General features: G+C 35.4%; 27 protein-coding genes. 13 read left to right on the top strand and 14 right to left on the bottom strand.

Translation table 11 applies throughout. From position 1 onward, the window contains the following. Positions 1-39 precede the first annotated feature (39 nt). The 3 genes from P178_RS0107215 to cobA all read right to left on the bottom strand — a co-directional run bounded on the left by P178_RS0107215 (position 40) and on the right by cobA (position 3259). The gene (locus P178_RS0107215; protein WP_051638201.1) at positions 40-798 is read right to left on the bottom strand and encodes a Crp/Fnr family transcriptional regulator; all 759 of its coding nucleotides are present in this window, start codon (positions 796-798) and stop codon (positions 40-42) included. 12 nt (positions 799-810) lie between these two features. Next, positions 811-2238 carry a NarK family nitrate/nitrite MFS transporter gene (locus P178_RS21635; protein WP_036145845.1) on the bottom strand — a complete coding sequence of 476 codons (1428 nt, stop codon included), beginning with the start codon at positions 2236-2238 and terminating at the stop codon, positions 811-813. 247 nt (positions 2239-2485) lie between these two features. Next, on the bottom strand, positions 2486-3259 hold the full coding sequence (cobA, locus tag P178_RS0107205) for a uroporphyrinogen-III C-methyltransferase (RefSeq protein ID WP_316930000.1): 774 nt from the start codon (positions 3257-3259) through the stop codon (positions 2486-2488). A gap of 124 nt (positions 3260-3383) precedes the next feature. Between cobA and nirB the strand changes: the two genes are divergently transcribed. Genes nirB through P178_RS0107180 form a run of 5 tightly spaced genes read left to right on the top strand, consistent with a single transcriptional unit; the run spans position 3384 to position 9373 of the window. Further along, the gene (gene nirB, locus P178_RS0107200; RefSeq protein WP_027065579.1) at positions 3384-5903 is read left to right on the top strand and encodes a nitrite reductase large subunit NirB; all 2520 of its coding nucleotides are present in this window, start codon (positions 3384-3386) and stop codon (positions 5901-5903) included. A gap of 36 nt (positions 5904-5939) precedes the next feature. After that, positions 5940-6317: a nitrite reductase small subunit NirD gene (gene nirD, locus P178_RS0107195; RefSeq protein WP_027065578.1), complete on the top strand. Its 378-nt coding sequence runs from the start codon at positions 5940-5942 to the stop codon at positions 6315-6317. Between the two features lie 21 nt (positions 6318-6338). After that, complete coding sequence (locus tag P178_RS0107190; RefSeq protein WP_027065577.1) at positions 6339-6929, top strand: DUF4202 domain-containing protein; 591 nt, start codon at positions 6339-6341, stop codon at positions 6927-6929. A gap of 22 nt (positions 6930-6951) precedes the next feature. Further along, on the top strand, positions 6952-8802 hold the full coding sequence (locus P178_RS0107185; protein WP_027065576.1) for an ATP-binding protein: 1851 nt from the start codon (positions 6952-6954) through the stop codon (positions 8800-8802). Beyond that, complete coding sequence (locus P178_RS0107180; RefSeq protein ID WP_027065575.1) at positions 8789-9373, top strand: bifunctional precorrin-2 dehydrogenase/sirohydrochlorin ferrochelatase; 585 nt, start codon at positions 8789-8791, stop codon at positions 9371-9373. The genes P178_RS0107185 and P178_RS0107180 overlap by 14 nt, the downstream gene beginning before the upstream one ends. A 1-nt stretch (position 9374) precedes the next feature. Here P178_RS0107180 and P178_RS0107175 read toward each other — a convergent pair whose 3' ends face one another. Further along, complete coding sequence (locus P178_RS0107175) at positions 9375-9932, bottom strand: hypothetical protein (protein WP_027065574.1); 558 nt, start codon at positions 9930-9932, stop codon at positions 9375-9377. A 198-nt stretch (positions 9933-10130) separates the two neighbouring features. Between P178_RS0107175 and P178_RS0107170 the strand changes: the two genes are divergently transcribed. Beyond that, on the top strand, positions 10131-11189 hold the full coding sequence (locus P178_RS0107170) for a phosphotransferase enzyme family protein (RefSeq protein ID WP_036145843.1): 1059 nt from the start codon (positions 10131-10133) through the stop codon (positions 11187-11189). A gap of 2 nt (positions 11190-11191) precedes the next feature. Here the strand turns inward: P178_RS0107170 and P178_RS0107165 are convergent, their stop codons facing one another. From P178_RS0107165 to P178_RS0107150, 4 genes are all read right to left on the bottom strand, one after another. Beyond that, positions 11192-11896 (bottom strand): TVP38/TMEM64 family protein, encoded by a 705-nt coding sequence (locus P178_RS0107165; RefSeq protein ID WP_027065572.1) that lies wholly within the window; start codon positions 11894-11896, stop codon positions 11192-11194. Between the two features lie 4 nt (positions 11897-11900). After that, positions 11901-12785 (bottom strand): SdiA-regulated domain-containing protein, encoded by an 885-nt coding sequence (locus P178_RS21630; protein WP_051638200.1) that lies wholly within the window; start codon positions 12783-12785, stop codon positions 11901-11903. Between the two features lie 102 nt (positions 12786-12887). Then, the gene (locus P178_RS0107155; RefSeq protein WP_027065571.1) at positions 12888-14153 is read right to left on the bottom strand and encodes a sensor histidine kinase; all 1266 of its coding nucleotides are present in this window, start codon (positions 14151-14153) and stop codon (positions 12888-12890) included. A 30-nt stretch (positions 14154-14183) separates the two neighbouring features. After that, positions 14184-14861: a response regulator transcription factor gene (locus tag P178_RS0107150; RefSeq protein ID WP_027065570.1), complete on the bottom strand. Its 678-nt coding sequence runs from the start codon at positions 14859-14861 to the stop codon at positions 14184-14186. A 151-nt stretch (positions 14862-15012) separates the two neighbouring features. Between P178_RS0107150 and P178_RS0107145 the strand changes: the two genes are divergently transcribed. Beyond that, positions 15013-15459: a PepSY-like domain-containing protein gene (locus P178_RS0107145; protein WP_051638199.1), complete on the top strand. Its 447-nt coding sequence runs from the start codon at positions 15013-15015 to the stop codon at positions 15457-15459. 92 nt (positions 15460-15551) lie between these two features. Here the strand turns inward: P178_RS0107145 and P178_RS0107140 are convergent, their stop codons facing one another. From P178_RS0107140 to P178_RS23190, 6 genes are all read right to left on the bottom strand, one after another. Continuing rightward, positions 15552-16121: a TlpA family protein disulfide reductase gene (locus P178_RS0107140; RefSeq protein ID WP_027065568.1), complete on the bottom strand. Its 570-nt coding sequence runs from the start codon at positions 16119-16121 to the stop codon at positions 15552-15554. A gap of 106 nt (positions 16122-16227) precedes the next feature. Continuing rightward, the gene (locus tag P178_RS0107135) at positions 16228-16416 is read right to left on the bottom strand and encodes a hypothetical protein (RefSeq protein ID WP_027065567.1); all 189 of its coding nucleotides are present in this window, start codon (positions 16414-16416) and stop codon (positions 16228-16230) included. A 40-nt stretch (positions 16417-16456) separates the two neighbouring features. Then, entirely contained in the window at positions 16457-16699 is a 243-nt protein-coding gene (locus P178_RS0107130) for a hypothetical protein (protein ID WP_027065566.1), read from the bottom strand. A 70-nt stretch (positions 16700-16769) separates the two neighbouring features. After that, positions 16770-17303, bottom strand: coding sequence for a hypothetical protein (locus tag P178_RS0107125; protein ID WP_155941593.1), 534 nt, complete (start codon positions 17301-17303; stop codon positions 16770-16772). A gap of 29 nt (positions 17304-17332) precedes the next feature. After that, on the bottom strand, positions 17333-17605 hold the full coding sequence (locus P178_RS0107120; protein WP_027065564.1) for a hypothetical protein: 273 nt from the start codon (positions 17603-17605) through the stop codon (positions 17333-17335). Positions 17606-17613: 8 nt separating this feature from the next. After that, on the bottom strand, positions 17614-17790 hold the full coding sequence (locus P178_RS23190; protein WP_155941592.1) for a hypothetical protein: 177 nt from the start codon (positions 17788-17790) through the stop codon (positions 17614-17616). Between the two features lie 283 nt (positions 17791-18073). On the opposite strand from P178_RS23190, the gene P178_RS0107110 reads away from it, so the two are divergent. The 6 genes from P178_RS0107110 to P178_RS0107085 all read left to right on the top strand — a co-directional run bounded on the left by P178_RS0107110 (position 18074) and on the right by P178_RS0107085 (position 26901). After that, entirely contained in the window at positions 18074-18436 is a 363-nt protein-coding gene (locus P178_RS0107110) for a hypothetical protein (RefSeq protein ID WP_027065563.1), read from the top strand. A gap of 55 nt (positions 18437-18491) precedes the next feature. Next, entirely contained in the window at positions 18492-19226 is a 735-nt protein-coding gene (locus P178_RS0107105) for a hypothetical protein (RefSeq protein ID WP_231500515.1), read from the top strand. A 7-nt stretch (positions 19227-19233) separates the two neighbouring features. Next, entirely contained in the window at positions 19234-20817 is a 1584-nt protein-coding gene (locus tag P178_RS0107100; RefSeq protein WP_027065561.1) for a type I restriction-modification system subunit M, read from the top strand. Continuing rightward, positions 20817-22163, top strand: a complete 1347-nt coding sequence (locus P178_RS0107095; protein ID WP_027065560.1) for a restriction endonuclease subunit S — start codon at positions 20817-20819, stop codon at positions 22161-22163. The genes P178_RS0107100 and P178_RS0107095 overlap by 1 nt, the downstream gene beginning before the upstream one ends. A gap of 296 nt (positions 22164-22459) precedes the next feature. Beyond that, positions 22460-24004: a Fic family protein gene (locus P178_RS0107090; protein ID WP_027065559.1), complete on the top strand. Its 1545-nt coding sequence runs from the start codon at positions 22460-22462 to the stop codon at positions 24002-24004. Beyond that, a complete protein-coding gene (locus P178_RS0107085; RefSeq protein WP_027065558.1) occupies positions 24001-26901 on the top strand; it encodes a type I restriction endonuclease subunit R in 2901 nt (966 codons plus the stop codon). The genes P178_RS0107090 and P178_RS0107085 overlap by 4 nt, the downstream gene beginning before the upstream one ends. Positions 26902-26930 lie beyond the last annotated feature (29 nt).

Here is a 26930-nt window from a genome sequence, read left to right as displayed (position 1 = left end):
TCAACTACGTAAATGAAGTAATGATAGAAATACGTACTATTAGCTGTCTAGGTAGAAATTGTGCTCTGATATTTCTTTTTTAAGCAACTCAATATTAGAAATACCAACTCTTTTTCCTTTAGTAAGTAACAAGCCTTCTTTTTTAAGAATAGAGAACATTCTTATTACCTGTTCTTCTGTGGTACCTGCATAATCTGCATACTCACGTCTACTTAATAAAAGGGAAGAAAATCCGTTAGTTTGTCCAAACTTACGATCGATATATAATAAGGTGTCTATGACACGTTCTCTAACCGTCATTTGAGATAACGATTTTACTCGGATTTCACTACGATTAAGTTCATTCGCGTAAAACAACATAAAATCATATGTTAGACTAGGTGTTTCCCTTAATGTTTCTTGAAGTAATTCTTTTGAGAAATAACATAAGGTACAATCTACCAAAGCAATGGCACTTATAGGGTACGTCTCTTCTGTACCAAAACCTCTATGCCCAATAATTTCTCCCGGAGTTGCAAAGCGTACAATTTGTTCTTTGCCATGAAGACCGGTTCTCAATACTTTGACCTTGCCACTTAGCAGAAAAAATAGTCCGGTAACAGAGGCACCTTCCATAATAAATTGCTGCCCTTTTTTACATTTAATTTCTTTCCTTGTTTGAACAAGTTTTTCAATACTGGAAGAACGGATGTTTTTTTTAATAAGACAATTCTCATTTGTACAAACACTGCAGGCACTATCAATCAATTCCGGTTGATCGGAAGAATAATTTGATATGTGATTTGTACTAGGAATCATAAATATGATATTTTATATAGAACTCGTTGACAATTGGATAACTGGTTCTGTAGATTTTTTCAATTCTTCGTTGACCTGTTTTTCATCTTCCGCAGAGAATTTTATTGCAAGTGTTGTTAGTGCCGTAACAACTACAAACCCACCAATTATAAAATAACCACTTGACACCGCACCTGAAGCTGCCACAGCTTGCGCAGCTTTCATAGCCTCTTCACCTAAATTTGCGTTCGAAGCCAATGCATTGGTCTCTGCCAAAGAGGACTTTGATTTTAACAATAGTGCCGCTAAAAACGCACCTACATTACCACCTGCACCAACAATACCTGAGATAGAACCTATTGCTTTTTTGTTTATAAATGGAACTACTGAAAAAGTTGCCCCTTCTGCCATTTGCACCGTTATACTAAAAGCAATTAAGAATATAATACCCATTGCAAAACTTGTGGTCAGTGAAAAGACCGAAAGCATCGCACCTTCAAGTGCCAGAATTACGGTTAAGAAAAGTACTCTACCACGTAAACCCTTTAATCTACCAAAACGGTCACCGAAAAACCCGCCTAAGGTTCTTGCAAATATGTTCATTAATGCAAAAGAAAGTACCAAGTTACCAGCCGTAGACCTCGTAAGTCCGAATGTGTTTTGCAAGTAATCATCCATAGTACCATATACCGTAAGCTCCATACCAAAAGAGGCTGCATAAACTATGAAAAGTATCCAAACTCTATAATCTTTCAATACATTTACAAATGATTCTTCATCTTTTTTAAGCTTCGGCATTTTGCCAGCTTCTTTCAATTGTTTAAAGTTTCCTTCAGGGGTGTCTTGTGTAAAAAAGTAATATACAACACCCATTATCATTGCAATAACACCGGCGATAATCATAGAATATCTCCAAGCAATTTCATCTGCAACTCCAAAACTGACCACTACAGCAGCAATTAATGGCATACCTAAACGGTTGGCACCACCACCTAAATTTCCCCAACCTGCCGATGTAGCATTTGCCGTACCAACAATATTGGGGGCAAACATAATAGAAGTATGAAACTGAGTAATTACAAATGATGCACCTATAAAGCCTATAAACAATCTACATATTAAGAATTGCGTTGGTGTTTGAGCAAAGCCAATAAGTATTACAGGTATAGCTCCTAAAATCAATAAATAGGTGTAGCATAATCTAGGACCATACTTATCACATAATTTTCCAATTAACAATCTAGCGAAAACAGTACCGGTTACTGCCAGTATAATCGAATTCCACTTTTGATCGGGAGTCAAGCCTAAATCTTTTACCACATCTGGCATAAACGGTACAATTCCAAACCATGCAAAGAAGCATATAAAAAACGCTATTGATGTAATCCAAAAAGTACGTATTGGCATACTTTTTAAATCAGTTAACTTTAAAGTGGTCGATTTTTTGGATTGATTTTCCATAATAATATAGATTTCATTTATAACTCAGTACAAACCTACTATAATAAATACGTAATTATACGTAGTTTTAGATATTTTGCTCATTTACTACGTATAATTACATAATACATATAATTTGGGGCTACTAATTATTACATTAGGAATTTCAGGAAGACGAAAATCAATTATTAGGAATTTTCAATTTGAAACAGAGGTTGTTTCCAAAGAAAACTAAGTAAGCATAAGTATTTAATGTTAAAAAAAAATGCTAAATAGCATTATGCAACACACGTTGTACTTCTTCTTCAAAAAAGGAAGGATGATCCGCCACTACATCACCGATAACAATAATTCCGTGCATATTTGTCTTTATAGATGATTGCTGTTGATGGATGGACTCTAAAGTGGCCACTACACATCTTTCATTCTCGGTAGTTCCATTTTGTATTACAGCAATAGGAGTCATTCTACCCCTATATTTACTAACCTCATCTACAATTTCACTAAGTTTTCTTATTCCCATTAATATGACCATTGTGGTAGATGATTTAGCGGCATATTGCAAATCTTGTGAGAATGTACCATCTTTTTTAGTGGCAGTCATTACCCAAAAACTACTGCTTACCCCTCTTTTGGTCATAGGTATTCCTTGACTAGATGGTACGGCAATTGAACTTGAAATACCTGATATTATACTTACAGGAATACCAAAGGCTTCTACATACTCTATCTCTTCATTTGCCCTACCAAAAACAAATGGATCACCGCCTTTTAATCTCACCACATGTCCGTATTCAAACGCATATTTGACTATCAATTCATTAATCTCATCTTGAGTATGAGAGTGTTTTCCGCATCTTTTACCCGTATATATCTTAGGTATATCGGTACGTAGTTCAGATAACAGTTCATCACTAATTAATGCATCGTATAATATAACATCTGCATCGTTCAAAACTCTCAAACCCCTTACTGTTATTAGGTCTTTAGCCCCCGGACCCGCTCCTACCAAACTAACTTTTGCCGTTTTTTCTAATTCCATCTTCATAGTATTTAGCATTATTAATTATCGATTCAGCAACAAGAATACGTATTTCTTTTGGTATAATCATAGAATATGTACGTATTTATACGTAATATTGCTTTGTAGCTAAATAAGTAAGCGTATGAAAACTATACTAGTTGTCGGTAATGGAATGGTAGGGTACAAATTTTGTGAGAAGTTTGTCGCTAAAGAAGAAAGCAAGCAGTTTAAATTGATTGTGTTTGGAGAAGAGCCCAGACCTGCATATGATAGAGTTCACCTAAGTGAATTTTTCGAAAACCAAGATGCTAAAGCCCTAGAAATGGCTCCTGCAGAATGGTACGCAGAAAATGGTATAGAATTAATTGTAGATGAGCGTGTTGCTGACATCCATAGAACCAATAAAACCATCACTACCGCAAAAAATAGAGAGTTCTCATATGACTATTTGGTTTTAGCCACAGGGTCATCTGCTTTCGTGCCGCCAATTAAAGGTGTTGAGAAAGAAGGTGTTTTTGTATATAGAACCATAGAAGATTTAGAAGGTATGTTGGCTTATGCCGCTAAGCTAAAAGCAAAGAACCCAAATGCCAAAGCTGCTGTTTTAGGTGGCGGACTTTTGGGTCTAGAAGCTGGTAAAGCGGTAATGGATATGGGCTTAGAACCACACATTGTTGAGTTCGCACCCAAATTAATGCCAAGACAATTAGATTCTAGAAGTAGCCAAGTACTACAATTGAAATTAGAATCTATTGGTTTAAACATACACCTTAGTAAAGCTACAAATCAAATTTTAGGAGACGATGGTTATATAACCGGAATGGAGTTTGGAGAGGATGATGTTTTAGATGTTGAAATGTTAGTAGTATCTGCAGGTATACGCCCAAGAGACGAGCTAGGTAGAAGTTGCGGATTAGAAGTTGGTGTTCGTGGCGGTATTGTTGTAGATAATAAAATGCAAACATCTGATAGCAATATATATGCTATAGGCGAGATTGCTCTTTATAATCAAATGATTTATGGATTAGTTGCACCTGGCTACGATATGGCCGGTGTGGCTGTAGACCAAATTATAGGTCATACAGAAACTCTAATGCCTGCTGAAATAGACATGTCTACCAAATTAAAATTGATTGGTGTTGATGTAGCAAGTTTTGGTGAACCTTTTATGCCTGCAGCAAAGGGACACTCCATAATTTTTGAAAACAAAACACAACATTTATATAAGAGAATTAATGTTAGTCTTGATGGCAAAGAACTGCTAGGCGGTATTTTAGTTGGTGATGCATCTGATTATAGTATGTTACACCAAATCTACCTGAACGGGATGGCAATTCCTGAAGATGCTTCTCAATTAATTTTACCTGCAAGTGAAGGTGGTGGTTCTTTTGGTGATGTTATGGATTTACCAGATGAAGCACAAATATGTTCTTGTGAAAATGTTACAAAAGGACAAATTTGCGGTACTATTGAGAGTGGTGAATCTAAAGACCTTGCCGATGTGGTTAGTTGTACTAAAGCTGGTACTGGTTGTGGTGGATGTAAGCCCATGGTAAAAGACCTTACCGAGGCTACTCTAAAATCTTTAGGCATAGAAGTTAAAGATTCAATTTGCGAACATTTTGATTTAAACAGACAAGATTTATATAAAATCATTCAAGTAAAAGGCTATAAAACATTTAATGAAGTTCTTGATAATCACGGAAACGGTGGTCATGGTTGCGAATTGTGTAAACCGGTCGTTGCTTCTTTGATGGCTAGTATTAATGCAGATACTGCTAATAAAGAGTATGCCATACAAGATTCTAATGATAGATTCTTAGCAAACATTCAGCGTAATGGAACGTATTCTGTTGTTCCTCGTGTTCCTGGCGGAGAAATTACACCAGATAAGCTAATTGCTCTTGGAGAAATTGCTAAAAAATATGATTTATATACCAAAGTAACTGGTGGTGTTCGTATCGATTTATTTGGTGCTACCTTAAACCAATTGCCATTAATCTGGAAAGATTTAATTGATCATGGTTTTGAAAGTGGACATGCTTACGGTAAATCTCTACGTACAGTAAAAACTTGTGTAGGTTCTACATGGTGTCGATACGGCATGGATGAAAGTGTAAGTTTTGGTATCGAATTAGAAAATAGATATAGAGGAATACGTGCTCCACACAAAATTAAAGGTGGTGTTTCTGGCTGTATTCGTGAATGTGCCGAAGCTCGTGGAAAAGATTTTGGTTTAATTGCTGTAGAAGGTGGTTGGAACTTATACCTTGGCGGTAATGGTGGCGCTACACCCAGACATGCTGAATTATTTGCAGAACAAATAGATAATGCAACCGTAATTAAATATATAGATCGTTACCTAATGTTATACATGCGTACTGCAAAGCCTTTACAAAGAACAGCAGCATGGCAAGAACGTTTAGAAGGTGGACTTAATTATTTAAAAGAAGTAATTATAGATGATAAACTAGGGATTGCAGAAGATTTAGAAAATGAAATGCAAACATTAGTTAATAAGTTTGAGTGTGAATGGACACAAGCTATTAACGACCCAGAAATGATGAAGCGTTTTAATCACTTTGTAAATAGTGAAGAAGAAGATGACAACTTAGTTTTTGTTCCATTAAGAGAACAAAAAATGCCAGAAAAATGGGTCTAACTACGCTTTAAGCAACCAGTTTCTAAAATTTAAACAATGACTATAATTTCAGATAAATATAAGACCGTAAAACCAGAGGAAGTAACAGTTTGGTTTAAAGCAGCACCAGTTACTGCGTTTCCAAAAGATGGAGGCGCTTGTGTAAAATATAAAGATCTACAAATTGCTGTATTTAATTTTGAACGACTAAATACATGGTACGCTTGCCAAAACCTTTCTCCCGAAAAACAAGAAATGGTTTTAAGCAGAGGTATGATTGGTGACCATAAGGGTATACCAATGGTAGCCTGTCCGTTACACAAAAAGACATTTTCATTAGAAAATGGCGAAAATTTAAATAGTGATTTGGACCCAATAGCGGTATATCCTATTAAAATAGAAGATGATTTTGTGTATGTTGGCTTTTCTGAATAGCTTTGAGTAAATAAATGACTTATGGCGACAACGGATAAATTATTAGTAGCATTTCAACAATTTGACGCAGCCAATAAGCAAGATCCAAATACCGAAATCTTTGAAGGAACCACGTATCCAAAAGAAGTATTGTATGGTATAAGAATGACTGAACGCCTAAATGAGTTTGACCCAAATGCATCTGAAGCATTACGTTTAACCGCCAGATGCCAGCATATTTGTAGATGGGAAATACCAAGGGCGTCATATGAAATGAATCGCGAAGGGTACCTTAGATGGAGACAAGATCTAAAAAAATTCCACGCCAATAAAGCTGCGGCTATTTTAGAGGAAATTGGTTATGATCAAGATACAATTGATAAAGTGCGTTTTCTATTAGAGAAAAAACAGCTGAAAAAAAACGAAGAAACACAAAGCTTAGAAGATGTTATCTGCTTGGTTTTTCTAGAGTTTTATTTTGAGCCTTTTGCACATAAACATGCAGAGGACAAGACTATAGACATTCTTCAAAAAACATGGAGAAAGATGTCTGAAAAGGGGCAAAGTGCCGCATTAAAATTACCATTATCTAAATATTCTTTAGATTTAATTACCAAGGCGCTACACGCCTAAAATAATTTACTTCTTATTATTTATGGCCAATAACGACCACAATATACCATTGGACACGGCTACCTTTATACGTATACGTAAGTGGTATCTATTGGCATTGGCGGCTATTGCTATTACCGTCATTATTGCCCAAGTACTTATCCAATTACACCTAAAAGCGCAATCTGGAGATTCTCAACTTATAAATATAGCTGGTAGACAACGTGCTTTTAGTCAAAAATTGACCAAAGAGACCTTACTTTTAAAAGATTTAAGTGATCCAGAAGATAAAAAGATGGTGCTCTCTGAAATAGAGAAGACTCTTGAAATTTGGAAAGTATCTCACGTAGGGCTTCATATGGGCGATGCCTCCTTTAACCTGCCTTACGAAGATGACCCTAAGGTCAAGGCATTATTTAAAAAGCTTGATCCACACCATTCGGCAATGGTTGGTGCTTTAGAGCACGTACTTGTAAAACATCAACAAGATATTAATGCATCTGTACAACAAAATGATCTAGATGCCTTGCTGAACAATGAGCGTCAGTTTTTAAAACTCATGGATCAAATTGTAAATGAATATGACGCACGTAGTAATGAACAGCTTCAGAAACTAAAACAAAAGGAATACTGGTTATTGGCTTTTTCGTTATTAATTCTCTTGTTAGAAATCTTCGTGATCTTTAGACCGCTATCCATCCAAATTAAAAATACTATTGGTCATCTTATGGGTAAGGATGAGGAATCTAAAGGTCAACTAGAAAAGATTCAAAACCTGTATGAGGAAAAGGAACAATCCTTAAAAGAGTTACAAGAACTGAATTTCGTTATAGACAACGCTGCCCTATTTGCGAGTATTCGTAAAGATGGTTCCATAGTTTTTATCAGTAAAAAATTTTTAAATCTATTAGACCATGAAACTATACCGGTTAATAAACCTTTTTCAGAAATACTAACCACAGAGGAAGGTCAGCAATCATACCTAAAAGAGGTATTGAAAATAAACAGAAAGAATATTATTCGTAAAGAAGAATTGCAAGTGGTCACTTCTAAAGGAACTACAATTTGGCTAGACATGTCAATTGTACCCATGCATCAATCTACCTTAGAACAAGATATTTTAATTCTATGTTCAGATATCACCGAACGAAAAGAAAATCAGCTTAAAGTACAAGAACTGACCAAGCAGAATTTTGAGGAACGCATGCAGCAAAAAAAGGCGCAAGCGAGCCAAATAGTAGAAGGGCAAGAAGAAGAACGCAAGCGTATTGCCAAAGATATTCATGACGGAATAGGGCAAATGCTAACTGCTCTCAAATTCAATATCGAATCTATAGATATTGAGGATAAAGCTAAAACCGGTGAGAAAATTACCTATTTAAAAAGCTTAACGTCAGACCTAATAAAAGGGGTAAGAACGGCCACTTTTAACCTTACTCCCCCAGAATTAAGTGACCACGGCATATTTCCTGCTATTCATAAAATGACCACAGAGCTTTCTAAATTAACCGGTAAGACGGTTCTGTTTAAAAATAAGACCGATACTAATATTAGGTTCGACTCGCTAGCTGAAACCAATATTTATCGTGTTACCCAAGAAGCGGTTAACAATGCCATAAAATATGCAGAAGCCAATTATATTTTGGTTACCTTAAATTACTCCTATCCTATTTTAAGTGTAGTCATAGATGATGATGGCAAAGGTTTTGACGATACCATTCTTGGTCAATTACCAAAAAATAATAGTGAAGGCGGTATGGGTCTGTTTTTTATGAAAGAACGTATCGACTATATTAACGGTCGTTTATTCATAAACTCTGAACTTGGTAAGGGTACGCGTGTCACCATTAATTATAAAACCGAAGAAAACAAAATTTCACATGGAACGGAATGAGCTTTACCCCGTATTTTTAAAAGTATCTAATCTTCATATTTTAATTGTTGGCGGAGGAAATGTTGCGCTGGAGAAATTGACATTTCTATTAAAATCTAGTCCTAATGCACAAGTAGAAATGGTAGCACCTATGTTTAGGGAAGAAACCGTTGAGCTAGCCAACAAATTCAATATAAAAATGAATGTGGCAGATTATGATGTTTCTTATTTAAAAGGGAAACATATTGCAATTGCCACTACAGATAATGTACCCGTAAACGAGCAGGTATATCATGATTGTAGGGAAAGACAGATTCTAGTCAATGTTGCTGATAACCCACCTTATTGTGATTTCTACATGGGTGGGATAGTTACCAAAGGAAATGTAAAGGTGGCTATTTCAACTAATGGAAAATCGCCTACCACAGCCAAAAGACTTCGTCAATTCTTTGAGGATGTAATACCTGAAAATATTGATGATCTGGTTAAAAACCTCAACGAATTTCGAAAGTCGATAAAAGGTGATTTCGAAGAAAAAGTGGAGACTTTAAATGAATTTACAAAAGGCTTGGTAAATAAGAAAGAGGAGTAACCTAGTTCTCATTACTAACATGCGCAACGTCATGACTACAGCTGTAATGTGCATTATCGGCAGCATAAACAGAAGCATCTGCAGATTCTTGCGCATCTTGTATTAAGCGCTGTGCTATACGCATATGGTATTGTAAGTTGCCAAGATTGTTCGCTTTTGCAGCATTTTTGACATTCTCAAAAGCTTCCGTAGAAAAATCACGAGAATCTATGGCGTGCCTTTCAGCATCTATGGTATAACTCATAACTTCTGCCAAGCCGCAACTTTCAGAATCGTATTGCGCCTCAGAAGCTAAAATTACCGCTTCATCCGCGGCGTTTACTGCCTGCCCCATTAATAACATTACTGTTTTAGTGTTTTTTCGCGCCTTAGTTATAGATGCATCAAAAGAAGCTATTTCAGCTGAAGTACTCAATGAGTCTGAAAGCTGACTTACTTGCTGCATATAACTCTGAACATCACTTATTTCACTTTTAAAAACTTCACATTGGGCTTGTAAATATGTTGATGTAAAAAACAATAATACAGCAACTTTTAGGCATGTTTTAATCTTGTTCATTCTTGGGGGAAATTATTTGGTTATGGTATTAACTTCAATAATTTCAAAATCGTATTATAATTAGGCCAACTGCATAAAATAAGGAGAATTCTTGTTAAATGGACTTAATTTAGACTTCTTACTACTATCCCCTAACTAAACTAAGTAGAGTTTGGGAGATTTAAATATCTTTAAAATCTATATCACATTATCATACCTATGACCCACCAATCTATCTTACATATTCTATTAGAATTTAACCTCAACACAAGCAAATTTGAATTCACTACTTTAAACTCAGGTCTAATAAACGATACATATTTGGTCTCAGGTGATACAGGTCAACAATATATTCTACAGAAAATAAATCATAAGGTATTTAAAAACCCTGAGGTGTTGATGAATAACATTAATTATACCCTGCCCTCTTTGTCTGCAAATGATTATGCTCAAATAACTTTTCTTTCTACCACGGACGGACAAAACTGTCTTAAGAAAGATGATGAATTTTGGCGTATAATGACATTTATACCTAATAGTACAACGTATGACACCACTACCGATACAGACATTGCTTTTGAAGCAGGACGAATTATTGGTAGGTTTCATGATTTATTAAAAACGGTAGATGTTGAGATAATTGAAGACACCTTACCTAAGTTTCATAATCTTGCATATAGAACTCAAGAGTTCAAAGAAGCACTAAAAAAAACTACTCCAGAAAAAAAGGAAATTGCTCATAACGCTATCGAACAGGCGCATCATTTTCTTAAAGAATTGGAACAATTAAATAATGAGAACCTACCTTTTAGAGTTTGCCATAATGATACCAAACTGAACAATATTTTGTTCACTAAGGCAACCCAAAAAGCACTTTGCCTTATTGACCTTGATACGATTATGAAAGGCTATTTTTTCTATGATTTTGGTGATGCCATTAGAACGGTCGTAAATAATGCTCCTGAAGATGAGCAAAATCACGATTTAATTCATTTCGATGAACATCTTTTCAAAGCCTTTGTTGACGGACTAGCTTCTAACAATCCATTTTTATCTTCTGCCGATATTTCAAGTCTGCCCTTAGGAGCCGTATTTATGCCATTTATTCATGGGTTACGTGCATTGACCGACTACCTGAACAACAATAAATACTACAAGGTAACTTACGAAAACCAAAATCTAGACCGCTGCCTTAGCCTTTTCAATTTTGCAGAAAAAGCATTGGCCAAAAAAGACTTTATGGCAAGTTATACGCAACAAAAACTTGGACGCTTATAGCCTTATTTTTTATGTTTTTTAGCCCACCAAATATAAGCCCCAAAAGCAAGTAAACTAATTACCGAACCCCACAGCAAACCCATTTTTAACTCATCTATACTTTTGCCGAAAATTGCAATAAACGCAGTTAAGGGGGCTATACCTACCAAGGTTGCAACCATAAATTTCCAATACCCCATTCGTAGTAATCCGCCAACGAAACTAATGGCATCGTTAGATAAAAAAGGATTTAATCTTGTTACAATTACCGCCCAAAATCCGTAGTCATCTAAAAAAGATGCTACCTTTTTCTCAGATTTCTTTCCAATAATACGCTTTACAATGGTGTCACCAAAGTAACTACCTATAAAATACCCAACAGTAGAAGCCCCGTATACTGATGCAATGATTATAACGCTACCCCAAATAGGTCCGTACGCCAAAACGGAAACCACCATTAAAAGAATACTAGGCACTACCAACAAAAACATTTGGGCAATCATAGCTAAAACCAATACTATAGGACCTAACCACCCAAAACCAGACACCCATTTTTGTACGCGCTCTTCATCATCACTAGTTAATACAGACCATGCCTCATCTAAAAATTCCTTTACTTCTGGTATTAAAAAGTAAGAAGTCACAATACCTAATACCAAAGCAATTGATATATATAATGGCAGTTTGCTTTTCGTTGTCGAAGATGTATAGGAATTGTTTTTCGTCATTGACCTATAGCTGTAATTTTAACTTGGTGATAGTACCTATACCATCTTTTTTGCCTTCACTAGAAATGTACAATGACCCGTCTTTCCCAAAAGTGATTCCCTCTGGTTGTGGAAATATATTTTTATCTAAACGATACCCTTTTTTAGCTGTTCCGTTTTCATCTAAAATCAATAATTTAGGTTTTGCCCCTTCTAACATATACATTTCCTTTGTTTGTGGATGAATGGCAATATCTGAAGGGCGAAAGTTTTTATACACTTTTTTTTCTCTAAAGTGCTTCAATACCTCATCATCCATGTTTAATTGCATGACAGGATTATCTACTAATTTATAATCCTCTAAAGAAAAAGCATATACTCCTTTTCGATCATCCGAATCTATATCACGATCTTTAGGTATTATCAATAATTGATGATTTTCTAAGTCTAGCTCAAGACTTTCCATATTGTTCTTTTCGCTGAATTTGGTTTTGTACGATGTTATTTTTTTGTCGGAATCTTGATACTTCTCAATAATGGTTATTGTACCATCACTCTCCAATACATAGGCGTCTTCACCTTCAATAGCCAAACCTTCATAATCGCCAGCGCCGCCAAATTCAATTTCTTTAACTACTTTTTTCTTATCAAGGACATAGATAAATATGATTCCGTCTTCGTCTTGCACTGCAGCTATTTTATTTTCGCCTATCCAGGAAATACCAGATACTTCTCGTAGTTCTGATGGTAGCTCCCAACGACCAGAAATCTCATAAGCTACCTTATCTGCACCATCATAGGGCATCCAATCCCTAAAGTTCATGAAGAGGAAACCCATGCCTAAAACAATGGCAGCGATTGTCCAGAGTTTTATGGTTACCATATTCAATGTACTATTTGTAGTTTTCATAATTCCTTTATTTAAAACTATTTATATAAAAATAGCCTTCAAATCTGTAAAGAAATAGGAACAAGTGTTTTCTAAAAGACTTTTACAAAAACCTTAACTTTTTTATGGAAATATTAAGGTGAACATGTGTTGACCATCAAATGAATACTGCAGTTGAAGATGGTACTTATCTGCAATAGCCTTACTAATGGCAAGCCCTAATCCGGTTGAGCGACTATCTGCAGATGATTTTTTGAATCGCTTAAATAGATTGTCGGAATTTAATGCGCTATTGGTTCCATGATTTTTAATGGTTACCGAGTGCTCTTCTATACAAATGTCTACGGTCTTACCTGTTTCACCATGTAAAATGGCGTTTTTGACAAAATTAGAAATCATGATAATTGCCAGGTCTTTATTCATTATGCACGATACCGCTGCACTTGAATTTACGTTTATACGCATATCTCTATGTTCGGCAAAATCAGCGAAATCATTTGTAATAGAATCGACTAGGGTATTAACATTTAAACGTTCCTCCTCTAAGTATTGTTTATTATCAATTTTAGAAAGCAATAATAACGATTTATTCAGCCTAGTTAAACGAGTAAGGTTATCTAAAACCGCACCTATTTCTTGCGTTTGTAAGCCTGATAATTCATTCTTCTCCAGCAGTAATTCTAACTTATTAATTGCTATGGCAAGTGGTGTCTGTAATTCGTGAGCGGCATTTTCTATAAATTCCTTTTGGGCAATGTAACTATCACGAGATTTCTCTGTTAATCTTTCTACGCTTTCATTAAGTAGTTTAAATTCAACAATATCAGTAGGCTCTTGTTTTATAGGGTCATCTTTTTCGATACGGAAACCCTTTAGTCGGTCAATGAGTGTATAGAATGGTTTCCATACTTTTTTCATGACCAAATTATTAAGAACCACAATACTTAATATCAATACCAGATAAAGACCCACCAAATATTTAAACAGGTTCTCTATTTGGTCATCCTCTTCTACCATAGAGGTAATGAGCTTTATCTTATAGTGATTACCATCTTGCTCAAAGATACTTTCAAGTATACGTATAGGCTCATATTCATCTTCATTCTGCATGTACATTAAAGTATCCCTATAACTATCTTTTATCTTAGTATGACTATCAATTTCTGTCCTTTTTATGGTGTAATTATTAACACCAAACTCATTATCATGTAATAAATCTGGGTCTACTTTTACTGCCCTTATAATCAGCTCTTTTTGGTTTTCCAATCCGTCATCTAAACTATCGTACACCTCATCTATCATTGCAAAATAAAAAATAACCGCCCATATAGATATGAGTACGATCAGCAGTAATGCAAAGTATTTTGTAGAGTGGTTTAGAAGCTTCATAATATTCGAAAAATTGTTCTGTCAAGTTTGTTACACTACTTGTAATTTATAACCTACACCATATACTGCCTCTATTTCTATGGTGGCAGTAGCATCTGTAAGTTTTTTGCGCAGGTTTTTAATTTGCGAATAGATAAAATCGAAACTATCGGCTTGATCAATGTGGTCTCCCCACACATGTTCAGCTAAAGCTGTTTTGGTAACTAAACGGGTTTTATTAGAAATCATATACAAGAGTACGTCATACTCTTTGCGATTAAGTGTCACTTCTTTTTCGTTTATATGAACACTTCTACTTTCTGGGTTTATGCTAACGTTGCCTATTTCAATGAGCTTGTTACCATCAAAACTTCTACGACGAACAATAGCTTTTACACGCGCATGTAGTTCTGCCATATGAAAAGGTTTGGGCAGGTAATCATCCGCACCTAAATTAAGCCCTTTTATACGGTCATCTAAAGAATCTTTGGCCGATACAATGATTACTCCATCATCCTTACTTAGTTGCTTCAATTTCTTTAAAAGCTCCAGTCCATTTCCATCAGGCAACGTAATATCCAACAAAACACAATCGTAATCATATACACCTATTTTAGTACTGGCTGTCTTATAATCAGAAGCGGTTTCTACCGTATAATGCTCGCGCTCTAAAGTCTGCCGCATATTCTCTAACATCTCTGGCTCGTCTTCTATAATTAGAATTTTCATGACACTATAGTTTGCAACAACAATATAGTAGAATTCTAGAAAGAAATGGGAATCGTAAGCCTATGTTACTGACTCTAAAAAAATAACGGCATTCCCAATTCCTTCTAGATTTGGTCTGTTTCTTTGAAGTGAATTTAAAAATTAACTGATAATGAAAAATAAGAATTTAATAGCGGTAGCATTTACCGTACTTGGAACATTTACCGTTTTTGCACAGGACATTGACCCAAATACCGTACCTGCAAATTTAAGACAGAGTTTTGAACAGCATTATCCTCAGGCAAGTGATGTGGAGTGGGAGTTAGACGGACAGTCATACAAGGTTGAATTTGACCATAATAGACTGGAGCATGAAATATGGTATGCTACGGATGGAAAAGCCACTAGAGCGGAACATGAAATTACCGAAGCAGATTTACCACAGGCCATTACATCTGTAATAGCCAGTAACTATGCCGGATACAAAGTAGATTCTGTCGAAAAAACTACCGTAAACGGGTCTACTACTTATGATGTAGAGCTTGAAAAAGGATGGAATGATGAAAAGGACGTTGTCTTTAATGAAAGCGGAAAAGTACTTAGCGAAATGATTGATTAATGTTTCTTTGATTGGGAGATGTGGGAAAGGCCGGAATTCATTTTTCGGCTTTTTTTTGTTTCAATTTCTAGAAATATTTACCGCTAATTACCTTATTTTTTTATTAGTAAATCATCTAACAATGTTCTTACTTTTTTACTGTTCCAATCTGCTGCACCGGTTTCTTTAATGATAATATTTCCTTTACCATCAATAACATAATTTGTGGGTATACTATTTTCTTGCAACACCTCTGGAGCTTGCATTTGCGGAAAATAGATTGGAAGGTCATAACCTTTTTTCGTAATAAAGCGCTGTACCTTTTCTGGTGCTTCTTGGGTCAACAACATAAAATTAACCTTGTCACCATAATAAGTATACAAATCTTGAATTCCTGGTAGTTCTGCAATACAAGGCGGACACCAAGTTGCCCAATAACTAATAAATGTAACTTCTCCTTTTCCTACCGATATGCTTTTAGCTTCACCCTCCATATCTACAACAGTATATTGAAACGGAGTTACTTGATTTTGGTCTTCTGCATCTTCTACGGTTGGCGACCAAATTGCAACTTTCAATTTGTTTACTGCAACCTGAATGGGTGTTCTCGTCTGTGGTATCAATAGCAGAACTATGAACACTACAAAAATGATATCGCTGATTTTAAACTTTCGTTTTTTCATGTGAAGTATGAGTCGAGAAATAGCCATTCTTTACAATTGTATTTTATTGTCTCTGTTACATTACAAAAAGGGTTGAAATGTTCAATTTGTTCAAATTACACCATAATTAAGCCTTTCTCTTTTCTTTCAAATATCCGTTTAACATTATTCCGAATAAAGCAACCCATAGTAAACGAAAGAACCAAATATTCATTTCAAAACCGAAAAATTCACCTGTATCACTCGTTGTGAAAAAGCTATACACAATCTCAATTAATGCTATTACCATTCCAATAATGGAAAATACTTTTCTCATCTTTTTGATTTTAAATTAATATCCGACTAAAACTTAACACCTACTTTCTAGAATCTAATTCCTTTTTCAAGGCTTTCATGTTCTTTATATTCAAAGGGATTATAGCTGATAATGCTAAAGGAACGGCTAATAACGGAGTAATACCATCTTGAAAGGAAACATAGATAAAGAAAAGTAATATTCCGCCTAAAACAATAGATAAAAGCAAAACCATAGTCTTGGCTGCGGTATGTTTCTTAACTAATTCTTCAGTGCTTAATTTAGATAATGATGTCTGATTCATGTGCCTTTAATTAAAATAATTTCACCAGTTTCCCTATTCATACGTTAGTGCTATAGCTTTCTTTTAAAATCTATTTGCAGTTCTCTTGTGTTGCCTTATTCCTCCATTGAATCCAGTATTCTTGTAAGCCTTCTGGTGTGGTTTTCAAATCACTAATATGCAGTTCATCGTCAGGAAGTAAAACATTGCTTAATTCTTTCTTTCTAATCGCTAATGACGGGGCATGGTTCCAACCGCCCACATGGTCAAAAGAAGTAAAGGCATCGCATGGTTCGGTAACTGAAATAAAAGGAATTAGCAGTTTATAGGTAACCGTACCTGAGCCCATACCCAATGTGGTCATTTTAATACTAGCAAAATCAACCTTGGTATATACGCCCCTGTTATAGCATTCTTTTAATTTATCGCCAACTTTATGCGACATAGTGTTGGAGAACTGATGGGCAACATCAGACCCGTTTATAAATTCCGGTCCATAATACGTGCCCTTACAACCATTTTCATCACATTCAATAGTAGTGGTGTTTGTATCATTAGCCTGACTATAAACCATAGTATGTAAGTAGCTTAAAATAAAGGGTAACAATAAATAATATCGTAACATAGAAATCCATTACTTAAGCATCATTAATACTATTGCTCTTGTTCTTCGTCTTTAGACTTATTGTATTTGGTAAACTCCACCTTTTTATCTTCCAGTATTTTATAAAAACGTCGGTGAGATATTTTAAGGTCTTTCGTTATTTGAGCTACCTTTTTCTTTTTCTTCTTGTACAGTTTAATCTCTGCAGTTACTGCCTTATTAAAATAATAGTTGTGCAGGGCATCCACAACTTCTAGTTCTGTCTTATTACTTGAATTTACAAGGTGGTCTATTTCAGATTTTATGTTTTGTAAGCCTTTCATTTCTTTAGTTATTTTTCGGGCACAGGATCCGTGAACCTTTGTATAAGATCGGCGTACTTTTCTAAATCTTCTAGGGAATGATTTCCATAATCATTGACAACATTGAATTTCACATTGTTGTTTGCTAAGAAAGTGGCTACTCTTTCTAATTCTTCTGGGGAACCTTTAATTTCAATCTTTGCCATTATTTACAAATGCATTTAGTTTAGTGTTTGCCTAATTTAACATTATTCTTTTGAATTTAAGCAGTAAATATCTTACCTACTTATATTCCTTTTAAAGTTAATCGCTTTATTATAGTTTTCGCTGCTACGCAGTCTAGTCAATGAATTATGTTGAATATTAATTTTCGGGTTTTACTTGAATTAGGTAATTGGAGTGTAATTAACTGTGCCTGTTACGGGTAACCGTAATAAACTTTCAAACAGACCATTTATTTTAGTATTTCTAATTAAACCTACGAAACCAATGAATCTGCTTAAAAAATCAACTGTACTTGTTTTTCTAATGTTTGCTGCCAATTATATCAACGCCCAATCTTCATGTGCAGAATTATTGGCAATGGTAAAATCTGAAGGTTACGGGTCTTCTTATTATAGTTATACTAGCGATGCTATTTCTCAAGTTACTTTTTATGAGGTTGATGGCGATAATTACAATAGCTATTATTTTGCTGTCGTACGTTTTAAAAATTCATATACTGATTATATATACCAAGTAGGCTCAAGAACAAAAAGTAATTATGCCATGAATTATATGCAAAGCGCGGGTGAAGCTTTTTGGCAGTACATACAACCGTATAACGAAAACTTGAACTGTGCACCTAATTGAAACAAATATAAAATAGTAACACCGTGACCATTACCAGTTTTTACCTAAATTAAAAATGTTAGAGTTTTGTTTTCTCCTACTTTTTAAAGATGGTTTGATTATTTTGGTAGTTCTAAATACCCCCCCCTTAATTAAATTTAAAATAATGCCAGAATGTATTACATGTGGTGAACCCACAAAATTCGACGGAGGACTATGTTACAAATGCTACAAAAAGCAAAATAAAAGTAAAGATGTAGCCGCGGAAGAAAAGCCTATTTCCAAAACAAAAAAAATCAAGGCAGACGACTCGAAAAAAGTTAAAAAACCAAAAGAAAACCCATGGGTGTCTGGCGTAATTAAAGGCAGAATTGCGGAAACAATTGTCGAAGAGCTTTTTCGGTCATTAGGTTTTCAAGTTTTTAGCTATGGTATGGAAAATTCTATTCCTGGAATAACCGATCTTTTGAGAGGAGTAACTGGAGATGTAGAAAAAAATATTAGACAAATGCCAGATTTTGTCGTCTTTAAAGATAATATGGCACACTTTATTGAAGTAAAATATCGAGCAAATGGAAAATTAAAACTGAGCGATATTGAGAAATATGGAGATTATCCTTTTAAAAATGCCCTATTCGTTTTAATTACAAAAAAGCATATCAAATGTATATCTTATGCTGAATTAAAAGATGGTAAAGAAATAGGTGAAAAAGATCATAAATATCTTGGAAAAAGGGATGAATTTGACACTGATAGCGCATTGATTATCGAATACTGTAATTACGCAGTAAAATTCTTTGAAAACGTATAATTATTATATGACCGAACAAAAAGCACAACTAGAACAACAACTCTGGAACATTGCCAATACCCTACGTGGTAAAATGGATGCTGATGATTTTAGGGACTATATATTAGGTTTCATTTTTTACAAATACCTCAGTAAAAAAATGGAACTCTATGCCAATGAAATTTTACAACCAGACGGACTCACCTTTCAAGAAATTGAGGGGCATGCCATGGAAGCTGATTACCTAGCGGCTGTAAAAGATGCCGCTTTAGACAAGCTAGGTTACTTTTTAGCACCATCTGAATTGTTTAGCGAGCTTGCCCGTAGAGGTAATGCCGGTGGTAAAAGTAAATTTATTTTAGGTGATCTGGCCAAAGTGCTTAACCATATTGAGCAAAGTACCATGGGTACCGAAAGCGAAGACGATTTTGGTAACCTGTTCGAGGATTTAGATTTAACCAGTTCTAAACTAGGCAAATCTGAGAACGATAAAAACGAGCTCATCGTAAAAGTGCTTACGCATTTAGACGAAATAGATTTTGATCTAGAAAACACCGAAAGTGATGTGCTGGGCGATGCCTACGAATATCTAATAGGGCAATTTGCCAGTGGTGCCGGTAAAAAGGCAGGTGAATTTTATACGCCACAACAAGTATCTAGCATTTTGGCGCAATTGGTTACGGTGGGTAAAGACAAGCTAAAATCTGTTTATGACCCTACGTGTGGTTCGGGTTCTTTGTTGCTACGTGTTGCCAAAGCGGTAAAAAATGTAAGTGCGTTTTATGGGCAAGAAATGAACCCTACCACCTACAACTTGTGCCGTATGAACATGATTATGCACGATGTACATTACAAGAGTTTTGATATTAAAAATGAGGACACCCTAGAACGCCCGCAACATATAGATGAACGTTTTGAGGCTATTGTTGCCAACCCGCCCTTTTCTGCCAAGTGGAGCGCCAGCCCACTTTTTATGAGCGACGACCGTTTTTCTAGCTACGGAAAATTGGCGCCTAGCAGCAAGGCAGATTTTGCCTTTGTACAACACATGGTACACCAATTAGATGATAACGGTACTATGGCGGTGGTTTTGCCGCACGGGGTTTTATTTAGAGGTGCCGCGGAAGGTCATATTAGAAAATACTTGATCAAAGACCGCAATTATTTAGATGCCGTTATTGGCTTACCGGCAAACATATTTTACGGTACCAGTATACCTACCTGTATTTTGGTATTGAAAAAAAACAGGGCACTGAGCGGAGCCGAAGTGTTGTTTATTGATGCCAGCCAACATTTTGAGAAGGTGAAGACGCAAAATGTATTGCGAGTAGAAGACATTGCTAAAATTATAGTTACCTATAAAAGCTATACCAGTGGCAATTTTGAAGAAGCCACCACAGAAAAATACAGCTACGTAGCTACCAAAGCAGAAATTGAGGAGAACGATTACAACTTAAATATACCTAGGTATGTAGATACGTTTGAGGAAGAAGAACCGGTAGACTTGGCAGAAGTTGCGCAGCAACTAAAAGAGGTTGCTGAGCGTAGCCGAAGCACCGATGCCACTATTAAGCAATTTTGTGATGAACTAGGTATAAACACCCCGTTTTAATGGCTGAAGACACAAACATAAACGTCATTGCGAGCGAGGAACGAGCGAAGCAATCTGTTAGTCTAGAACACGCAACAGACAGATTGCCGCGCTCCGCTCGCAATGACGAATCAAAAACGCAACCCCTAATACCAAAACTCCGTTTTAAAGAGTTTGCTGGGGATTGGAGTACTGAATTTTTTGGTAAATATGTACTGCATAGTGCTTTTGGTCCTCGTTTTTCTTCAGGTTTATATCAAAGAGATGGTGGTATAGCAACTTTGCGAACTACGGATATGGACCTTGATGGAAATATATCTTATGAGACTATGCCGTTTGCAAGATTAACGGTTGATGAAGTTAAAGACCATATTCTGGAGCAAAATGACATTGTAATTTCTAGAAGTGGAACTATTGGAATTACTGGGATATTTAAAGACTTCCGAGCTCCAGTTGTTCCAGGAGCATTCTTAATCAGATTTAGAATTGATACAAAATCAGTTAGTTCTAATTTTATAAAACAAAATTTTAATAGCCCACTTGGAAGACATAAATTAAATGCTTTGTCAGCTGGTGGAGTACAGAAAAACCTAACAGGAACAAGCGTTAAGAAGGCTGAAGTAAATTTTCCCTCCCTCCCCGAGCAACAAAAAATAGCTTCTTTTTTAAGTGCGGTAGATGAAAAAATACAGCAACTTACCCAAAAAAAGTCCCTTTTAGAACAGTACAAAAAAGGGGTGATGCAACAACTGTTTTCTGGTGAGTTACGATTTAAAGACGAGAATGGTGAGGACTTCCCGGATTGGGAGGAGAAACGGTTGGGGGGTATGCTGAAAATGGTTGTGGACAACAGAGGTAAAACGCCACCGATTGAGGATGAAGGATACCCAATGATCGAGATAAATGCGGTTGGTTCAAGAGGTATAAAGTTTAGCGTCATTTCAAAATTTGTGTCTCAAAATACTTTTGATACTTGGTTCCGAAAATATTTAGAATCAGGTGATATTCTTTTCTCTACAGTAGGTGCAACGGCAATTTGTTCAATATACACTGGAGAAAAACAAGCTGTAATTGCTCAGAACCTTGTTGGGTTAAGATTCAAAATAGAGGATTCAGAGTTTATGTTCTATTTATTGACTGAGGCAAGAAATAATCACAAATTCAAACGAATTGAAATGGGAGCTGTTCAACCAAGTGTTAAAGTTTCACAGATGGTAGATATAAAATTTAATGTTCCTTGCCTTGAAGAACAACAAAAAATAGCCAATTATTTATCGGCACTAGATGCTAAAATAGAAATCGTAAACCAGCAAATAAGTAAAACACAAGAATTTAAAAAAGGTTTGTTGCAGCAGATGTTCGTGTAACCGTCATTGCAAGGGCGTGTTTTAAACCGTCTTTGCGAGGAGGCACGACGCGGCAATCTGCCTGTGGGCGTGTTCCTAAGACAGATTGCCATGTTACGCTCGCAATGACGAAACAAAGGAGCGCGCGCATTTTTAAAAAAACACCTTTAGCGCATACTTTTTTATATTTACGCACGTTTTAGAATCCATTTATTGGCGCATGTTTTTAAGTTAAAATCTTATATGCGCACGTAATTTTACTGTGGCGCATGTTTTTTTGCGCTATCTTAGAGCTTAATCGCATTATTTTTAACCCCATGGAAATTAAAATACCAACTATAAAAACATCTATATTTCAGGGTAAAACTACACCTGAAAAAGGAAAAATAGTGGGTTACGGTGCTATAATAGAGCGTTTACAGCTACCAATACCGTTTCCAAATACATTATCTCTTATAACCGAAAAGAGCAAAAAATATAGTGAAGGTGCTTGGAAAATGTATCCCGCCTCATATGCCCCAGAAGAAACCATATACAAACAGCTTGTTTTTGCTATTAAATATGAAGGCATCAACTTGCTATTTTTTAAATCTTTATTCAATACACTTTCAAAAAAAGAAATACAGACCATATTGCACATAGAACCAATGGGGCAATACAGCCGAAAAATATGGTTTCTATACGAGTGGTTGCAACAAGAGGAAATTGAAGTACAGGTAGATTTAAAAAAGCGCAAATATATTCCCTTACTAGACGCTAAAATGCAATACGCAGTAGTTGGTAAAAATGCTTCGCGACAAAAAATAATCAACAATCTACCGGGCAACATAGATTATTGTCCGCTAATATTCAAAACAGAAAAATTAGAAAAGCATATAAACGCCAATGTATCTGGTAAAAAAAATACATTTTTAAACAACATTCATAAAGATGTGTTACAGCGTGCATCATCCTTTTTACTATTAAAAGACTCTAAAGCCTCTTTTTCCATAGAGGGCGAAAACCCAGGTAACAATAGAGCTATGCGTTGGGGCAAGGCTATTGGGCAAGCTGGTCAAAAACCATTAAGCATAGCAGAGTTAAACCGTTTACAGCAACTCATTATAGAAAATAGCAGGTTTGTTCAAATGGGGCTTCGAAAAGAAGGCGGTTTTGTTGGTGAACATGATAGGGCTACAGGCGAACCCTTGCCAGACCATATTTCTGCAAAGCAAGAAGATCTTAAACAACTTATTGAAGGGTTACTGACCACAAACGCCGTTTTGCAAGATGAAACCTATGATGCTGTTTTGGCTGCGGCCACGATTGCATTCGGTTTTGTTTTCATTCACCCCTATGTAGATGGCAACGGGCGTTTGCACCGCTATATAATTCATCATGTATTGGCAAAAAAAGGGTTTGCACAACAAGGGGTAATTTTTCCCGTATCGTCTTCTATCTTAGATCATATTGGTGATTACCGAATTGTACTGGAAGCATACTCGCACCCTTTATTAGATTGCATAATATGGAAAGAAACAGAAGACCATAATATTGAGGTAACAAACACTACCATTGACTTTTATAGATACTTTGATGCTACACAGCAAGCGGAATTTTTATACGATTGTGTAGAAGATACCTTAGATAGAGTCATACCAGAAGAGGTAAATTATTTACAAAACTATGATGCCTTTAAACACTATGTAGATAACAATTTTGAAATGCCCGATAAATTGGTTGCCATATTGGTTCGTTTTCTAGAACAGAATAACGGAGTACTATCTAAAAGAGCCCTAAAAAAAGAGTTTTTTGAATTAAAGGATGAAGAAGTAACAGCTATTGAGACAACTTATAACCGCATATTTTTGAAGACCAAATGACGACACAACCAGAAGCGCTACTAGAATATCATCTAATTCAACAATTGGTTGACCTAGGTTATCAATCTGTAAAAATAACCGATGATAAAGCATTGGTTTCTAATTTAAAAAGTCAGTTAGAAAGCTTTAATAAAGACACGTATTCATCTAAAGAGTTTGATGCCATTCTTAATCATTTGGCAAAAGGCAATGTATTTGAAAAAGCAAAGACGTTACGTGATCGTTTTAGCTTTACAAGGGAAAATGGTGATGTTTGTTATGTTCGCTTCTACGATTCTGAAAATTGGGCAAACAACTTATTCCAAGTCACAAACCAAGTAACATTAGAAGGCTCTTATAAAAACAGGTATGACGTTACGCTTTTGGTCAATGGTTTGCCTCTTGTTCAAATAGAACTAAAGCGAAGAGGTATTGAAATTAAAGAAGCTTTTAATCAGATAAACCGGTATCAATTACATTCATTTTGGAGTACTCATGGCTTGTTTCAATACGTACAGTTATTCGTTATTAGCAATGGTGGTAACACGAAATATTTAGCGAATAACAAACTACAGTCCGTTAAGCAAACCTTCTTTTGGGCAGATTCTAAAAACAAAAACGTAACAGAACTAACTGAATTTACTACTCAGTTTTTAAACCCAAACCACTTGGGTAAAATGATTGCAAAATATATCGTCATCAACGAAACACATAAAATAATGATGGTGCTGCGTCCCTATCAATATTTTGCAACCGAAGCCATTATAAAACAAGTACAGACCTCAACAGATAATGCTTATATATGGCATACCACAGGATCAGGTAAAACATTGACCTCTTTTAAGACAAGCCAAATCTTAATGGACTTGCCAGAGGTGTATAAAGTAGTATTTGTAGTTGATCGTAAAGATTTAGATTACCAAACTATGAAAGAGTTCAATGCCTTTAAAGAGGGCAGCGTAGACTCTACAAACAATACGACTAGTTTGGTAAATCAGTTCTTAGGAAAGTTTAAAGACAAAAAAGGCGTTCGTAAAGATTCTGATTTAATTATTACCACCATTCAAAAATTGAACAATGCCATAACGGGTCATAATAAAGCAAAATTAGATGCTCTAAAAAATGAACGGTTTGTCTTCATTTTTGATGAATGTCATCGTAGCCAATTTGGCGATACGCACGCTAGAATCACGGAGTTTTTTACAAACAGTCAACTATTCGGATTTACAGGGACACCTATTTTTGCCGAAAACGCTTCTAAAAATGATTTAGGTAAACGCACCACAAAAGATTTATTCGGTACCTGCTTGCACAAGTATGTAATTACTGATGCTATCAGAGACCAAAATGTATTAAAGTTTGGCATAGAATACATAGGTAAATACAAAAACAAAAGTCAAACCTTTATAGATATTGAAGTAGAGGATATTGACAAAAAAGAGGTGTTAGATTCTGAAAAGCGTATTACCAAAATTGTAGATTACGTAATAGCGCATCACAATCAAAAAACATTTAGTAAAGATTACTCTGCATTATTTGCAGTAAGCGGTATTGACAACGTAATAAAATATTACGACATTTTTCAACAGAAAAAAGAAGCAGGAGAACACGATTTACGGATCGCAACCATATTTACATACGGCGCAAATGAAGAAAGTAAAACAGCACAAGATTATCTGCCAGATGATGAATTTGATATGGCTGCAGAACCAGAACCTTCTTACAGCTTAAGCCACACAAGAGACAAACTAGAAACCTATATTGGGCACTATAACGCCATGTACAATACTAGTTTTACCACTAAAGATCAACAACAATTTGAGAACTACTTTAAAGACATTAGCAAACGTTTAAAGGAACGAGAGAAAATTAGCTTTAATGATGAGAAAGACCGCTTAGATATTGTTTTGGTTGTTAATATGATGCTTACTGGTTTTGATGCTAAAAAAGTAAATACGTTATACGTTGACAAGAACTTAAAGCAACATGGTTTAATACAGGCGTTTTCCCGTACGAACAGAATTTTAGGAGAGCAGAAGTCGCAAGGAAATATTTTGTGCTTTCGTAACCTTAAAAAAGCTACAGATGATGCTATAACCTTATTTTCAAACAAAGAAGCTATCGAAGTGGTCACTATGCCAGACTATGAGTTAATTGCTGAGAAATTTGATGAAGCTTTAAAAACCTTACGAGAGATAACGCCAACTTACCAAAGTGTTAATGACTTAGTAACAGAAGAAGATGAAGCTGCTTTTGTACAAGCATTTAGAAGACTTTTAAGAAACATGAATGTCTTACAATCATACACAGATTTTAACTGGGATGATTTACCCATAAGCGAACAAGAATTCGCAGACTATCAAGGAAAATACAGAGACCTATATGATAAAGTAAAACGTGATAATCAAAAGCAGAAAACATCCATTTTAGCAGATATAGATTTTGAATTAGAACTAATTCATAGTGATAATATCAATGTTACCTATATAATTAAACTTCTTGCCAAATTAAAAGGGGCAACCAAATCTGAAGCTCAAAAACAGAAAAAAGCCATTATAGATTTATTGGGTGGCGATACTATGCTGCGTAGTAAGCGAGAACTTATTGAAAAATTCATTGAAGAAAACTTACCAAAAATTGATGATACGGACAATATTCAAGATGAATTTGAAACCTATTGGCAAGATCAAAAAGTAAACGCTTTAACTAAACTCTGTGAAGAAGAGAATCTTGATAAACTTCAGTTTAACGCATTAGTCAACCACTATATTTATAGTGGACAAGAACCAATTCGTGATGATATATTTAGGTGTTTAGACAACAGACCAAGTATTTTAAAAGCTCGCGAAATAGGAGAGCGTATTCTTTTAAAAATGAAAGAATACGTTGAGGTTTTTGTGAATGGGATGGTTGGGTGAAAAACCAATTCAATTAATATAATTATTTT

Source organism: Maribacter sp. Hel_I_7 (genome assembly GCF_000688315.1).
Taxonomy (GTDB): domain Bacteria; phylum Bacteroidota; class Bacteroidia; order Flavobacteriales; family Flavobacteriaceae; genus Maribacter; species Maribacter stanieri.
Note: the sequence above shows the minus strand (reverse complement) of the source record. Positions and strands in the feature narration are given on the sequence as shown.

Bases quoted from the DNA above. Each gene is read 5' to 3' on its own strand.
- P178_RS0107215 (WP_051638201.1), bottom strand. From the start codon at position 798: ATGATTCCTAGTACAAATCACATATCAAATTATTCTTCCGATCAACCG.
- P178_RS21635 (WP_036145845.1), bottom strand. From the start codon at position 2,238: ATGGAAAATCAATCCAAAAAATCGACCACTTTAAAGTTAACTGATTTA.
- cobA (WP_316930000.1), bottom strand. From the start codon at position 3,259: ATGGAATTAGAAAAAACGGCAAAAGTTAGTTTGGTAGGAGCGGGTCCG.
- nirB (WP_027065579.1), top strand. From the start codon at position 3,384: ATGAAAACTATACTAGTTGTCGGTAATGGAATGGTAGGGTACAAATTT.
- nirD (WP_027065578.1), top strand. From the start codon at position 5,940: ATGACTATAATTTCAGATAAATATAAGACCGTAAAACCAGAGGAAGTA.
- P178_RS0107190 (WP_027065577.1), top strand. From the start codon at position 6,339: ATGGCGACAACGGATAAATTATTAGTAGCATTTCAACAATTTGACGCA.
- P178_RS0107185 (WP_027065576.1), top strand. From the start codon at position 6,952: ATGGCCAATAACGACCACAATATACCATTGGACACGGCTACCTTTATA.
- P178_RS0107180 (WP_027065575.1), top strand. From the start codon at position 8,789: ATGGAACGGAATGAGCTTTACCCCGTATTTTTAAAAGTATCTAATCTT.
- P178_RS0107175 (WP_027065574.1), bottom strand. From the start codon at position 9,932: ATGAACAAGATTAAAACATGCCTAAAAGTTGCTGTATTATTGTTTTTT.
- P178_RS0107170 (WP_036145843.1), top strand. From the start codon at position 10,131: ATGACCCACCAATCTATCTTACATATTCTATTAGAATTTAACCTCAAC.
- P178_RS0107165 (WP_027065572.1), bottom strand. From the start codon at position 11,896: ATGACGAAAAACAATTCCTATACATCTTCGACAACGAAAAGCAAACTG.
- P178_RS21630 (WP_051638200.1), bottom strand. From the start codon at position 12,785: ATGAAAACTACAAATAGTACATTGAATATGGTAACCATAAAACTCTGG.
- P178_RS0107155 (WP_027065571.1), bottom strand. From the start codon at position 14,153: ATGAAGCTTCTAAACCACTCTACAAAATACTTTGCATTACTGCTGATC.
- P178_RS0107150 (WP_027065570.1), bottom strand. From the start codon at position 14,861: ATGAAAATTCTAATTATAGAAGACGAGCCAGAGATGTTAGAGAATATG.
- P178_RS0107145 (WP_051638199.1), top strand. From the start codon at position 15,013: ATGAAAAATAAGAATTTAATAGCGGTAGCATTTACCGTACTTGGAACA.
- P178_RS0107140 (WP_027065568.1), bottom strand. From the start codon at position 16,121: ATGAAAAAACGAAAGTTTAAAATCAGCGATATCATTTTTGTAGTGTTC.
- P178_RS0107135 (WP_027065567.1), bottom strand. From the start codon at position 16,416: ATGAGAAAAGTATTTTCCATTATTGGAATGGTAATAGCATTAATTGAG.
- P178_RS0107130 (WP_027065566.1), bottom strand. From the start codon at position 16,699: ATGAATCAGACATCATTATCTAAATTAAGCACTGAAGAATTAGTTAAG.
- P178_RS0107125 (WP_155941593.1), bottom strand. From the start codon at position 17,303: ATGTTACGATATTATTTATTGTTACCCTTTATTTTAAGCTACTTACAT.
- P178_RS0107120 (WP_027065564.1), bottom strand. From the start codon at position 17,605: ATGAAAGGCTTACAAAACATAAAATCTGAAATAGACCACCTTGTAAAT.
- P178_RS23190 (WP_155941592.1), bottom strand. From the start codon at position 17,790: ATGGCAAAGATTGAAATTAAAGGTTCCCCAGAAGAATTAGAAAGAGTA.
- P178_RS0107110 (WP_027065563.1), top strand. From the start codon at position 18,074: ATGAATCTGCTTAAAAAATCAACTGTACTTGTTTTTCTAATGTTTGCT.
- P178_RS0107105 (WP_231500515.1), top strand. From the start codon at position 18,492: ATGTTAGAGTTTTGTTTTCTCCTACTTTTTAAAGATGGTTTGATTATT.
- P178_RS0107100 (WP_027065561.1), top strand. From the start codon at position 19,234: ATGACCGAACAAAAAGCACAACTAGAACAACAACTCTGGAACATTGCC.
- P178_RS0107095 (WP_027065560.1), top strand. From the start codon at position 20,817: ATGGCTGAAGACACAAACATAAACGTCATTGCGAGCGAGGAACGAGCG.
- P178_RS0107090 (WP_027065559.1), top strand. From the start codon at position 22,460: ATGGAAATTAAAATACCAACTATAAAAACATCTATATTTCAGGGTAAA.
- P178_RS0107085 (WP_027065558.1), top strand. From the start codon at position 24,001: ATGACGACACAACCAGAAGCGCTACTAGAATATCATCTAATTCAACAA.